Raw genomic sequence first — 13,506 nt, 5'->3', positions numbered from 1 at the left:
CGCCAAAGTCGTTCAGCGGGGCCACCTGACGGCCACCCGCGCCTCCCCAGCGACCGCGCCACCAGTGGATCGCGCCGCCTCAAACACCCGCCATCATGGTGGCGCTTCCGGGTCGGAGGCCTCCGGGTGGACCTATGGCGATGCGGCCCGATCGCGCGGAACGGCTGACGGAATGACCGTTCAGCTCCTACGAACCCTGGCAGAAAGGTCGGCACTGATCGGCCATTGAGCCAACCCCGGAGCCGTCGTCCATGTACCTTCAACCCCATCGATCCGGCGCTCAGTCACCGGACCTCGACACGCCGACCCAGGCCGCAGCCGCCGAGTCATCCGCACCTGCCGTCCCTGCGGATGAGGCGGGTCGGAATGGCCAGGCGGAATCGCCCGTTCCCAATTCTTCAGCGGCCGAGGCGGGCACGCAGGCATCGAGACGGGAACATCACCGCGAGCTCACCGTGCCCGACTCGGCCTCAGCGCTGGCGGAAGCTTCGCACCCGATCTTTCGGCGAGGTGCCACGCATGAGCGCATGCACAGGGCACGGGCCGCCCAGCCCACCGCCGGGGCCCCCAACACGCGACGCGGTGTGGCCTTGCACGCGCTCCTGGAGGCCAATGCACCGTCACGCCCAGCACCATCACGCGCCGCGCTGACACGCACCTTGGCAGTGCGGCCCGATTCAGGTGATGCAACCGCCCCTGCACGTGCCCACACACCCTTGACATCGTCTCCTGCATCGGCCGCGTCGGCGCCGCTGGGCCGACAGCACCCGCCGTTGGGCCGCCGTGTGGCTCAGGCACCCGGCCAAGCGCGCTCCGGCAGCGACCATCCCGGCACCACTCGACCCGCTCATCCGCTGTTGAGACGCACGCCCGCCGTCGCGCTGGAGGAACGCTCTGCCGCCACGCCGTTGCCAACGCAGCCCGCGCATCAACCACTGATCCGCACACCAGGCGTGGGGCCTGGCGGCACGTCGGCCCCCAGCACGGAACCGTCCAGAGCCCATGCCGCGCTCACACGCACCCTGGCCTCCCCGCTGGATCCGCACGCTGCCTACACCACGCCCACACCGCCGACACGCATGGCACTGGCGCGTTCGCCCGCGGTCAACCCGTTCGACGCCCGGCGTCTGCCGTCGGATCCGGGCGCTCACGCCCCATTGAGCGCGCTGAATTCGAATGCCTCGACCGTCTCCAACAGTTCGGTGCACTCGGACCTGGCGTACGACGTCGAGGATCCGGACCAGCCGGCCACACCCGAGCGATCCCTCGGCACACCTTGGGCACGCATGGACGGGCCACAGCGCAACCTGCAAAACATGTCGCGCGACACCCGCGCGATGTTCGACCCGCTGCGACCGGCGACCGGGACGCTGGACACACCGGCCGAGCAGCAGGCGCTTCGAGAGGACCTGGAGCGGTTGCGCAACATGCCGCTGCGTTCGCTGCTCAACGAGAGACGGCAGAGCCGCGCCCAAAGCCAAGTCCCGTTGGAGTTCGCACGCGCCGTGATCGTGCATCGCGATGTGGTGACCCAACGCGGCGGTCAAATGCTGGAGCGGCTGAAATCCCCCACGGCGGAGCAGATGCTGGAGGACATTCGCAGTTGGCCCGACCGGGACCGTGCCAACGCCATTGCCGCGCTGACCTGGGCGAACATGGTGGAATTCGAACTCGGCAAGGAATCACCCGCCACGGCCCGCCTGATCGCACTGTGTGCCGAGAACAAGCATCTGTCGAATCACATCGATGCCTACTTCCAGACGCTGGAGTATCGCCACAACAATCAGGACTTCCAGCGCGGCCTGCGTGCGGGCGCCTCGCGACGTGCACCCGAAAGCCGGCTCCCCTATCCCGTCGAAGCCATGCTCACCACACTCGGCATTCGCGAATGGCGCAGGGACCGTCCCAGCCCCGACACGCCCTGACAAAGGAAGGCCCCGGCAGGCAAGCGCCTGCCGGCCCCCCCCCGATCTCAGCGCTGAAGGTCGCCCAGGCAGAGGTACTTGCTTTCGAGGTACTCGTCGATGCCCTGGTGCCCGCCCTCGCGCCCCAGGCCGGATTGCTTCACGCCGCCGAAGGGCACTTCCGCGGTCGAGATCAGTCCGGTGTTGACGCCGACCATGCCGGACTCGATCGCCTCGCCCACGCGGAAGATCCGCCCGATGTCGCGGCTGTAGAAATAGCTCGCCAAGCCGAATTCGGTGCCGTTGGCCATCGCGATGCCTTCGGCCTCGGTCTGGAAACGGAAGACCGGCGCCACCGGGCCGAAGGTCTCTTCACGGGCACAGAGCATGTCGGAGGTGACATCGGCCAGCACCGTCGGCTGGAAGAACCGGTCATGCAGCCGTTCCCCCCCGATCAGGATGCGCGCGCCCTTGGCGGTGGCGTCCGCCACATGGCGCTCCACTTTCTCGATGGCCGCGTCGTCGATCAGCGGCCCTTGCGTCACGCCCGACTCGAAGCCATTGCCCACCTTGAGGGCGGCCACCTTCTCCGCCAACTTGGTCACGAAGGCGTCATAGACGCCGTCCTGCACATAGAAGCGATTGGCGCAGACGCAGGTCTGGCCGGCGTTGCGGTACTTGCTGGCCAGGGCGCCTTCCACGGCGCTGTCCAGATCGGCATCGTCAAACACTAGGAACGGCGCATTGCCACCCAACTCCAGCGACAGCTTCTTGATGGTCGGCGCGCTTTGCGCCATCAGGATGCGGCCGACCTCGGTCGACCCGGTGAACGACAGATGGCGCACCGCCGGGCTCTCGCACAGCACCTTGCCAATGGCGATCGACTGGTCGCCGTCGCCGGTGACCACGTTCAGCACCCCGGCCGGCATGCCCGCGCGCTGGGCCAGCTCGGCCGCGGCCAAGGCGGTCAGCGGGGTCTGTTCCGCCGGCTTGATCACGACCGGACAGCCCGCGGCCAGGGCCGGCGCGACCTTGCGGGTGATCATGGCGAGCGGGAAGTTCCAGGGCGTGATCGCCGCGCAAACGCCCACGGGCTGCTGGATCACCCAGTAGCGCTTGGTGGGATCGGTGGTGGGGATGGTCTCACCGTAGACCCGCTTGCCTTGCTCGGCAAACCATTCCAGGAAACTGGCGCCGTAGACGATCTCGCCGCGGGCTTCGGCCAGCGGCTTGCCCTGCTCGGCAGTGAGGATGCGGGCGAGGTCGTCGGCATGCTGGATCAGCAGGTGATACCAGCGCATCAGAATGGCGCCGCGCTCCTTGGCCGTCTTGGCACGCCAGGCGGGCCAGGCGGCCTGGGCGGCAGCCACCGCCGCATCCGCTTCGGAAGCGCCGAGATTGGCCACATGGGTCAGCAGCTCGCCGGTGGCGGGATCGTCCACATCGAATCGCGCCGCGCCGCCGACCCATTCGCCGTTGATCAGCGCATCCGTCTTGAGCAGGCTGGGGTCCTTCAGCTGGGCCAGCGGGGAAGTCTTGGTGTCCATGAAAAATCTCCAGGCAGTTCTCGGTCACGCCGCACAAGGGCAAGCGCGGTGCGAGCGGCTGAGTCGGCACAGCCATCGTTCGGGTCATCCTAGCGGCTTTGGCAAACACGCCACGTCACCAAGGCGGCGCATCCACAGGGGCATGAGGGGCGCTCCTATAATCGAAAGCTTCGTGAAATCAGGCCTCGGACAAAGCGGAATCAAGGGGTTGGGCGGCACGGCCACCGGAGGGACGTCACAGGATGTCCACGGTACGCGCCTCACAATCGCTTGCAAAGACGCGGTTCGGCGGCTCATGACTGAGCGTGAGTCTTTCGCTCGACCAGGCGCTTCGCGTGGCTGTGACCCAGTGACACCGAAACGCCTGCCCAAGCGCATGGAAAGAATTTCGATCCGGTCGGTGTTCGCGCACAGCGCGCCCACCCTCGATCACCGCACCCGCCCGCCAGGCCAGACAGCAAAGGACAGGCATGAAAGCCGCAGAGATCCGCAACACGTTCCTGAAGTTCTTCGAATCCAAGGGGCATCAGATCGTCGCCTCCAGCCCGGTCGTGCCTGGCGACGACCCGACCCTGCTGTTCACCAACGCGGGCATGAACCAGTTCAAGGACGTGTTCCTGGGCCAGGACAAGCGGCCGTACTCCCGCGCCACCACGGCGCAGAAGTGCATCCGCGCCGGCGGCAAGCACAACGACCTGGACAACGTCGGCTACACCGCGCGTCACCACACCTTCTTCGAGATGCTGGGCAACTTCAGCTTCGGCGACTACTTCAAGAAGGACGCGATCAGCTTCGCCTGGGAACTGCTCACCGAGCACTTCAAGCTGCCCAAGGACAAGCTCTGGGTCACCGTCTATTCCGAGGACGACGAGGCCTACGAGATCTGGAACAAGCAGGTGGGCGTGCCCGCCGAGCGCATCGTGCGCATCGGTGACAACAAGGGCGGCCGCTACATGTCCGACAACTTCTGGATGATGGGCGACACCGGTCCCTGCGGCCCGTGCACCGAGATCTTCTTCGACCACGGCGCGGACATCCCCGGCGGCCCTCCGGGCAGCCCGGATGAAGACGGCGACCGCTACATCGAGATCTGGAACAACGTCTTCATGCAGTTCAACCGCACCGAAGACGGTGTGATGCATCCGCTGCCCAAGCCGTCGGTGGACACCGGCATGGGCCTGGAGCGCATCGCTGCGGTGCTGCAGCATGTGCATTCGAACTACGAGATCGACACCTTCGTCGCGCTGCTGGCCGCCGCCAAGGCGGCGGTGGACGGTGCCAGCGCCGGTGACTGCGACAAGGACTCCGCCTCGCTGAAGGTGATTGCGGACCACATCCGCGCCTGCTCGTTCACCATCGTCGACGGCGTGATCCCGGGCAACGAAGGCCGCGGCTATGTGCTGCGCCGCATTGCCCGTCGCGCCATCCGCCACGGCTACAAGCTGGGTGCCCGCACCCCGTTCTTCCACAAGATCGTGGCGGAGCTGGTCAACCAGATGGGCGAAGCCTACCCGGAGCTGCGCCAGGCACAGGGCCGCGTGGTGGAGGTGCTCAAGCAGGAAGAAGAGCGCTTCTTCCAGACCATCGCCAACGGCATGGAAATCCTGGAGGCGGCCTTGTCCGGCCTGACCGGCGCCTCCCGCCAGCTCGACGGCGAGACCGCCTTCAAGCTGCATGACACCTACGGCTTCCCGGTCGACCTGACGGCGGATGTCTGCCGTGAGCGCGGCGTCACCGTCGACCAGGCCGGCTTCGACGCCGCCATGACCCGCCAACGCGAGCAAGCCCGGGCCGCCGGCAAGTTCAAGATGCAGCAGGGCCTGGAGTACACCGGCGCCGCCACCACCTTCCACGGCTACGAGCACCTGGTCACCGAGACGGCCACCGTCACGGCGGTCTATGTGGACGGCGCGTCCGTTGCCCAGGCCCAGGCCGGTGATGACGTGGTGGTGGTCCTGGACCACACCCCGTTCTATGCCGAGAGCGGCGGCCAGGCCGGCGACAGCGGCGAGCTGCGCAACCACACGACCCGGGTCGCGGTGGAAGACACGCTGAAGATCCAGGCCGATGTGTTCGGTCACCACGGCCGGGTGCTGGAAGGCACGGTCAAGGTCGGTGATGTGTTCAAGGCGCAGATCCATGCAGAAGCCCGTGCCCGCACGGTGCGCAACCACAGCGCCACCCACCTGATGCACAAGGCGCTGCGCGAAGTGCTGGGCGCCCATGTGCAGCAGAAGGGCTCGCTGGTCAATGCCGAGCGCACCCGCTTCGACTTCGCCCACAACGCCCCGATGACGGCGGAGGAGATCCGCAAGGTCGAGGCCATCGTCAATGCCGAAATCCTGGCCAATGCCGACGCGCAAGCGGAAGTCATGGCCCTGGACGATGCGCAGAAGAGCGGCGCGATGATGCTGTTCGGCGAGAAGTACGGCGACACGGTCCGGGTGCTGAGCATCGGCAGTTCCAAGGAACTGTGCGGCGGCACCCATGTGCGCCGCACCGGTGACATCGGCCTGTTCAAGATCGTCTCCGAAAGCGGCGTGGCCGCCGGCATCCGCCGGGTCGAGGCGATCACTGGCGACAACGCGCTGCACTACCTGCAATCGCTGGAGTCGACGCTGGGCGCCGTCGCCGGCACCCTGAAGGCCGCGCCCAACGAGGTCGAACTGCGGGTGCACTCGGTGCTGGATCAGGTGCGGTCGCTGGAGAAGGAACTCGCTGCAGCCAAGAGCAAGCTCGCTTCGGCACAAGGCGACGAACTGCTGGCACAGGCGGTGGACGTCAAGGGTCTGAAGGTGCTGGCCGCCACGCTGGTGGGCGCCGATGCCAAGACGCTGCGCGAGACCATGGACAAGCTCAAGGACAAGCTCAAGACGGCCGCCATCGTGCTGGCCGCGGTCGATGGGGACAAGGTCCAGTTGGCCGCCGGCGTGACCGCCGACAGCACCGCCAAGGTCAAGGCTGGCGAGCTGGTGAACTTCGTGGCCCAGCAGGTGGGCGGCAAGGGCGGCGGCAAGCCGGACCTGGCCATGGCCGGCGGCACCGACGCCAAGGCACTGCCCGCGGCGCTGGCCAGCGTGCAAGGCTGGGTGGGCGAACGCCTGTGACCTTCCGCGCCCTTGTGGGCGCACCGATTGCCGCGTGCCGACCCTGTCTCACCGGGCCGGCACGCACCACTTCCGCGAAGGGCCCCGGTCGGGGCCCTTTGTCTTGATCGAATCCCGCACCCTGACGGAGCCCCGATATGGCACACACCGACGACATGGACACCCCTTCCCTCGACATCGAGAACGCGCAGCGCCTGGCTGAATACCTGACCCTGCTGGCTGGCGCCGCCAACCAGGATGCGCCCGCGGTCACCCTGGACACGCTGGACGGCTACATGACCGCCCTGCTGGTTGGCCCGCAGCCGACCGCGCCGCTGCAAGCGATGGATGCCCTGTTCGGCGACAACTGGCCCGCTGCCTTCGAGGAACAGGACCTGACCGACGCCTTCATGGATGCCCTGCACCTGCGCTGGAACGAGATCGGCGACAGCCTGGATCCGCAGCCGCTGCTGGATGCCCCGGAACAGATGCATCTGACCCCGCTGATCTCCGAGTTCGACGACGAGACCAAGGAGCGTCTGATCGCCGAGGGCGCGCTGAGTGCCGATCTGCTGGCGCGCCTGCCTGCGCCTGGCGCGATGTGGGCCCAGGGCTTCCTGCAAGCCGTGGAAGACCTCGACACCTGGGAACTGCCCGAAGGCGATGCCGACGAGGACCTGACGCTGATGCTCCAGGCGATCCAGGCTGTGACCTTGGCCGAGGGTTCGAGCGCCCGCGCCGAGTACATCGAGCAGGCCTACGAAGAGCCGGAAGGCATCGACCAGAATGCGCTGATCGACGACATGCTGTTCACCGCACAGGACATGCGCCTGTTCTGGATGCAGCAGGCGGTGCTGAAGGGTGCCCATGCCCAGGGCGCTGACGACGACAGCGAAGGTCAGACGACGCACTGATCCCGCATGGCCACCTGAGCGGCCCGCGTGAGCCAAAGAAAAGGCGCCCTCTTGGGGCGCCTTTTTCGTTCGTCCATTGACCTAGGCAGTCGGCGATCAGCGATCAGCGATCAGCGATCAGCAGTCGGAGGTCGGAGGTCGGAGGTCGAAGGTCGAAGGTCGGCATCGGTATCAGCATCAGCATCAGCATCAGCATCAGCATCAGCAACTGAATCGTGTGCGCTCACGCCTCGCGCTTCAGAGCCGGCCTTTGCAATTCGGCGCGCCGCACCGGCACCGCAGGCGGCCCTCGTGATGGCTCTCGCCGTAGTCCGCGCAGATCTCTTCGCCGGGCTCGATGTCACGCATGGCATAGAACTCCGCACGACCCTGCCGAATCCGCAGCACCGCATTAGGGGAACAGCTGTGATTGACATGCCGCAGCGCGCAGTCCGAGCGGGTGGCATCAATGGCGGTCTTGTGGGTCACCTCGACCACATGAATGCGACGCTTGCCCTCGATGCGCCGGCGGGCCTCCCGCACAGGCACGACCTCGCCGCGCATCTCGCCGATCTTGCGCCGGGCGGGGATGGCCTCGCCGGCGAAGACGCCGAGGCCGTCGATCGGGCTCGGTCCCACGGTGAGCTCAAAGCGCTCGGCGGGCAGCGGCTGGCCTTTCTGGCCGGGCTGGCGCGAGACCGGCACACGCGCATCGGCATCGACCGCAGCCGGCGGCGCGACAGGAAGGGAACTCAGACGAGGCATGGCACTCAGGTCGCGGCGCAGACCGCAGCAAATCGACGAGTGTGCATTGTCGCGCCGTTGCCACTGGGATCGCGCCTTCTTCGCTTGACCGCCCTGTGGGCTCAACAACATACTGGATCGCATGTCCCGCTCACACCACCCGTTCGTCCTAGGCCATCAGATGCCGGTGCACACGATGCACCAGCACCTGTGTGCAGCCATGGATGGCAGGCGTCGAACGCGGTAGACGCCCCAGGACCCGATCCAGGACAGCCCCCCGGCTCTCCGAGATCCCAAAGTCCCCACCCTCCCCCCACAAGGCCCGCGCAACCCGCGGGCCTTGTTGCTTTCCGCCCGGTCCCTGCCCCTTTCATCCATCCCCCAAGGAGATACCGATGCAGACCCCGACGCCGTCCCTCACCCGCCGCGACACCGGCCGCGATGACGGTCGCGATGACGGTCGCGACGTCAGCCCGACCCTGCGCCGCCCTCGTGCCGACGACGCGCCCGCCCTGGCTGAGCTGTTGGGCCACCCCGGGGTGCAGCCGTGGCTGCTGCAATTGCCGTTCACCTCCGAAGCCTTCTGGCGTGAGCGTCTGGGCAAGACGCCCGATGTGCAGTCCGGCGAGTTGCAACTGCTGGCGTTCGACGGCGATCGGCTGCTGGGTTCGGCCGGTCTGCATCTGGTCGGCCCCCAAGCACGCCGCCGGCATGCAATGGCGCTGGGGATCGGCGTTCATCCGGACGCGCAAGGCACCGGCGTCGGCACGGCCTTGATGTCGGCCTTGATCCAGCAGGCGGATGACTGGCTGGGAACGCTTCGGATCGAACTCACCGTCTTTGCGGACAACCTGCGCGCGATCCGGCTCTATGAGCGTTTCGGCTTCGTGCATGAAGGCCGCTTGCGCGCCTATGCGCTGCGCAGCGGACGCTATGTCGATTGCCTGAGCATGGCCAGACTGCATCCCCATCCGCCGCGCTGGGATTGAGGCGCGCGGGCCGGCGTGTCACCGCCAGACGCCGCATCTGGCATCTGGCATCTGGCATCTGGCCGTGCACTGGCGCGGGACGTGATTGGCGTGCCGTGCGACGCGCGCGGCACCCGGCGAGCGCACTCGGTCATCACACGACACCACAGGACACCGCATCAAGGCGGCGCCAGGCCTCTGGCGCCGCTTTCCCAGCGGACGACGCACGAAGCCACCTACCGCAGCGCGCCGGGACCTGCCGATCCTTGGGACATCAGCGGCCCATCATTGGGACATCATTGGCCCATCAACTGGACGCCAGCAATTGGACGTCCGACACCGTCACCTCGGCAGAAGAGGCGGCCACCCCGCTGACCAGACTCCACAGGTCGTCGGTATCGAGCAGCGTCAGCATGTGCGGTCCCTTGCCTTTGAGCAGTCGCACTTGCGCCTGGGCCGCCCAGCCGGGTCGCGTGGGGCTGGCTTGCAACTGCGCGGTGCCCGCGACAAACACCTGCCCCAGCTGCTGTACGGCCAGCACCAAGCGCTGTCCACGGGCCGTGCGACACACCAGCAGCGCGGCCTCGTCGCCACACGGGCGATTGAAGAGCAACTGCCCCAGGTCCAGCACCGGCAGCATGCGGCCTTCGAAACCAATCATGCCGCGCACGGCCATCGGCGCTTGAGGCCAGGCGGTGACGCGTTGGCGCTCCAGGGCGGCAAGCACCTGGATCGCGGGCAAGCCCAGCCATTGGTGATCGACCAGGAAACTGGCGACATCCAGGTGCTCAGGGCCAGCGGGCGGCAACGGCACGAAGGCGGCTTCCGTCTCGGTCGCCGCCAGACCGCTCATGCGCGGTCCCAGCGGGAGCAGCACCAGCGCGGCGAGATCCTGCGGATCGGCGGGCATGTCGCGACGGTATTCGCGGTAGCCGCCGGACATGGCCAAGCCATACGCCTGCACGCGGCCGTCCAGTTCGAGTTCACCGGTGATGTGTTGATCGGCGCCCAGCGCGCTGAGTTCGGCCAAGGGCGCGGGTGAGCGGTCACCCGGTGCCCAGCGCTCGTCACTGCTGGCGACGACGATGCCGGCGCGCGTGACCAGCAACGCGGCCGATCCCGCCTGCGTCGGCAAGGCCGCGCGGAGCATGGCGCGGAATTGAGGCTGCCCATCGAAGACGATGGCGATGCCACCGGCGAGCCGGCCACCGTCCGGATGCGGCACGCCGGCCGCATACACGAGGCACGGCGCCTCGCCTTGCTCGCCATACAGGCCGCAAGGGGCGTGGTCGGAGACCACATACTGGCTGCTGTCACGCAGGGCCAGGGCGCCCTGAACCCAGTCGCCTTCCAGCCGCCGACCGACCTGGTGGGCCTGGGCCGGATCCGACACCGCCACCACCCGGCCATGGACGTCAAAGACCAGCAGCAGCGAATACACCGTATAGAGCGCGTGGATGCTGCCCAGCACCTCGGCCGCGACATCGGCCCGGCCATCGGCCAGCGCACGCTGCAGGCGCGCATCGAGGGCCCACCATCGGCAGTCATTGGCGCGTTCATAGAGATTGCGATTGACGATGGAGATCGCCAACTCCCCCTGAAAGCCCACGCTGTCAAAGATCGCGCCCAGCGCACCGTGTTCGAGTTGCGCAATCGCGCGTTCGAACACCTGGCGAAGCTGATCGCCGGTGCGTTGCACTTCATTGAGCAAGGTGACCGCGAAATCGGCGTTGCCGCTGCTGTCGGTGCCACCCGCCGCTGGCCCGGAACCGGACGGATGCGCATGGGCGCGGCTCTTGAGCTTGCCGTTCCACAACGACCGGGACAGTTCACGCTGGATGCGCCGCGCCTCGACCGGGATGCTGCGCAGTTCCTCGTCGAACAGATCCCGGGTGTCGATCTGCTGCGCGCGGCCTTGCGTCTGCTCAGGCGGCGCCTCAGCGAAGGCATGATTCAGCGGTTGCAGCATCTGGGCCGACCAACCGGGGCCGAAATAGCCTTCGTACCCACTGGCTGCGGCGCAGGTGGACAGGTAGTCACGTCCGGCGAAATCGATGCGCCAGCCCTGGCTGTTGCCGGCATCAGGCAGCGGCGCGCCCAGCGGGATCTGCCAGGGATCCGAGGTGAGCAGCACGCGGCCTTGCGCATCCTTGAGGACCAGGACCGACCGGGGCACACCCGCGCAGAGCGCGCGGAACAGCCCCAGCATCTCGTCCTCCAGCTTGAAGGACAGGCACAACACGCCCTGCGCGCCTGCGGCGCCCTTCACTGCGGCGGCATAGATCAGTCCCGCCGAGCCCCCCAGCAATCCGCTGGGCCCATGCACTTCGACGAAGGCCTGACCGGGCTGGAGCGCCGCCATCAGGCGCGGATCGTGGACCACCTCGGCGCATCGCTCGGCATCCAGGGCCGCCAGGCGGCGACCATCAGCCGCCAGCAAGACCACCTGGTCATAGACCGAGTACTTGGCGACGTAATCGCGGAATCGGCGCTGCAGCGACTCGGCGTCGCCAGACGCCAGGGACCCTTCGGCATCGGCCTGCAACAGCGCGCAGAGCGGCGCGTCGGCCGCCAGGAAGCCGACATCGGCGGTGCGCTCGAAGAGGTTGCGGATCAGGATGTCGATGGCCACCTGAGAACGGCCCTGCAGCTGCTGCACCGCGTTGTGCAACTGGCGGCGGGCCAGGCTGTCCAGCAGCCGGCCGGTGAGCGCCTCGAAGGCGCTGCGGGTGTCGGCCATGTCGGTGGCGGCACCGCTCATCTGGCCCAGCAAGGCCAGGCTGTCCCACGCGCCCTGCAGCCGCATGAGCGGCTCACGGTATTCATCCAGCAGCGGCATCGCCGCCAGCAAAGGTGCCACTTCCGTACTGAAGGGCAGGCCTTTTCTCCAGACCTTGGTCATTCCCCGATCCTCGTCGTCTCGCCCTTGTGGGGCTAAAGCGGCGCAGTGTGGGGCCGTCGGATGACGATGTCAGGTGGGGGAATCCGCGGTTTTGAGTGCGATGGCGAAATACCGCACAGCACTTGATCGTCAGGCACGAAGGCGGTGCGCCGAAGGTCAACGGTGGGGCGAAATGAGCGGAGACGGTGCAGGGTGAGAAAGGCCGGGTTCGAGCATTCTTGACGCATCCAGCAACGGCTTGCGCGGCTCGGGACTGCACCGCTCGGCACCTTCAGGCACCGCACGGTCGATCAGTCCACCATCGTGAGGGCAGCTTCGGGACCGCGCCGCTGTGAAGCGGCATGCAACTCGGCGTTGTCGCTGCTTCGGGTTTGAGGGCCAGTGCCCTCGGCACTGCCGCTGCGGTCGGTCGGCGCGGGTGCAGGCGCGGCCGGAGGGCGACTGGGTTGGCGCTTGCCGGTGATGAGCAGACGCGCCAGCTTGACCACCTCGCTGGCCTGGACCGGCGCGGTCGGCGCCAGCAACGCCAAGCCCAGCACGCTGGCGCTCAGGATGCGAAGTCGGGATGGACGGCGAAGGCTGCGGCTCATGGTGTCCCTTTGAGGCGGGATGCGACGATGATGGGAGTATCGAAAGTCAGGTGACCCCACGCCACCGATGCGCGACGAACTGCGTCCTGGACACGCTGACCTGCGGCTGGCGCGGACGAAGCCCATCAAAATCTGTGACGAATCCCACTGAATCTTGAAGGGCCGGCGCGCCGGCCACAATCCCCTGATGCATGACGATGTGAAGCTTCCGGCGCGTACGCTGAGCACGGATCGACTGATCTTGCGCGCGTCCGCACCGTCCCAGTACGCCGCAGTCAGCGATTTTCATCAACGCAATGGACGCCACTTCGCGCCTTGGTCACCACCACAGCCGCCCGGGTTCTGGGACTACGGCCCCACCCGCGATCGGCTGGCGCGGGAAGCCGATGATTTTGACGATGGGCGCCTGTGGCGTTATTGGATCAGCCTGAAGGCGAGTCGCGGCAGTGGCCTGTTTGTTCATACGGAGGACGACCTGCCTGAGGCCTCGGACGGCGAGCACCGGGTGATCGGGCAATGTCAGATCTCGCAAATCTCGCGAGGCGTCTACCAGAGCGCGATGCTGGGCTACAGCCTGGACGAGCAGGCGCAAGGCCGGGGGCTCATGCATGAAGCCGTCCGCCGCGTGATCCAGGAGATATTCAGCCCGGCGGTGTGGCTGCACCGGCTGCAAGCCTCGGTGCGCCCCGACAACGCGCCCAGTCTGCGGGTCCTGCAGCGCCTGGGATTTCAGCGCGAAGGCGTGTGTCCGCGTTACCTCTTCATCGACGGACGATGGCGGGACCACGAGACCCATGCACTGCTCAATCCGGCCTGGGATGACGAACAAGCGCCTCGGTGAAGACAGTGACGGATCAGGGTCGGCGCGGGTC

At 67.2% G+C, this 13,506-nt stretch carries 9 protein-coding genes; 5 read left to right on the top strand and 4 right to left on the bottom strand.

Annotated elements, in window-relative coordinates:
• Positions 1–716: 716 nt before the first annotated feature.
• Positions 717–1,925 (top strand): hypothetical protein, encoded by a 1,209-nt coding sequence (locus tag N4261_RS07665; RefSeq protein WP_261759582.1) that lies wholly within the window; start codon positions 717–719, stop codon positions 1,923–1,925.
• A gap of 47 nt (positions 1,926–1,972) precedes the next feature.
• Here N4261_RS07665 and N4261_RS07660 read toward each other — a convergent pair whose 3' ends face one another.
• Positions 1,973–3,451, bottom strand: coding sequence for an NAD-dependent succinate-semialdehyde dehydrogenase (locus N4261_RS07660; RefSeq protein WP_261759581.1), 1,479 nt, complete (start codon positions 3,449–3,451; stop codon positions 1,973–1,975).
• Between the two features lie 470 nt (positions 3,452–3,921).
• On the opposite strand from N4261_RS07660, the gene alaS reads away from it, so the two are divergent.
• Both alaS and N4261_RS07650 read left to right on the top strand, forming a co-directional pair.
• On the top strand, positions 3,922–6,558 hold the full coding sequence (gene alaS, locus N4261_RS07655) for an alanine--tRNA ligase (RefSeq protein WP_261759580.1): 2,637 nt from the start codon (positions 3,922–3,924) through the stop codon (positions 6,556–6,558).
• A gap of 137 nt (positions 6,559–6,695) precedes the next feature.
• Entirely contained in the window at positions 6,696–7,451 is a 756-nt protein-coding gene (locus N4261_RS07650; RefSeq protein WP_261759579.1) for a UPF0149 family protein, read from the top strand.
• Between the two features lie 237 nt (positions 7,452–7,688).
• Here the strand turns inward: N4261_RS07650 and N4261_RS07645 are convergent, their stop codons facing one another.
• A complete protein-coding gene (locus N4261_RS07645) occupies positions 7,689–8,195 on the bottom strand; it encodes an SET domain-containing protein (protein ID WP_261759578.1) in 507 nt (168 codons plus the stop codon).
• A 374-nt stretch (positions 8,196–8,569) separates the two neighbouring features.
• Between N4261_RS07645 and N4261_RS07640 the strand changes: the two genes are divergently transcribed.
• Positions 8,570–9,163: a GNAT family N-acetyltransferase gene (locus N4261_RS07640; RefSeq protein ID WP_261759577.1), complete on the top strand. Its 594-nt coding sequence runs from the start codon at positions 8,570–8,572 to the stop codon at positions 9,161–9,163.
• 286 nt (positions 9,164–9,449) lie between these two features.
• Here N4261_RS07640 and N4261_RS07635 read toward each other — a convergent pair whose 3' ends face one another.
• Positions 9,450–12,044: a chemotaxis protein CheW gene (locus tag N4261_RS07635; RefSeq protein ID WP_261759576.1), complete on the bottom strand. Its 2,595-nt coding sequence runs from the start codon at positions 12,042–12,044 to the stop codon at positions 9,450–9,452.
• A 290-nt stretch (positions 12,045–12,334) separates the two neighbouring features.
• Entirely contained in the window at positions 12,335–12,634 is a 300-nt protein-coding gene (locus N4261_RS07630) for a hypothetical protein (protein WP_261759575.1), read from the bottom strand.
• 187 nt (positions 12,635–12,821) lie between these two features.
• Here N4261_RS07630 and N4261_RS07625 point away from each other — a divergent pair, with 187 nt between their 5' ends.
• On the top strand, positions 12,822–13,475 hold the full coding sequence (locus tag N4261_RS07625) for a GNAT family N-acetyltransferase (RefSeq protein WP_261759574.1): 654 nt from the start codon (positions 12,822–12,824) through the stop codon (positions 13,473–13,475).
• The last annotated feature ends 31 nt before the right edge of the window (positions 13,476–13,506 follow it).

It is taken from the genome of Roseateles amylovorans, from assembly GCF_025398155.2.
Lineage (GTDB): Bacteria > Pseudomonadota > Gammaproteobacteria > Burkholderiales > Burkholderiaceae_C > Roseateles > Roseateles amylovorans.
The sequence above is the reverse complement of the archived record's forward strand: the minus strand, read 5'-3'. Positions and strand labels throughout refer to the sequence as shown.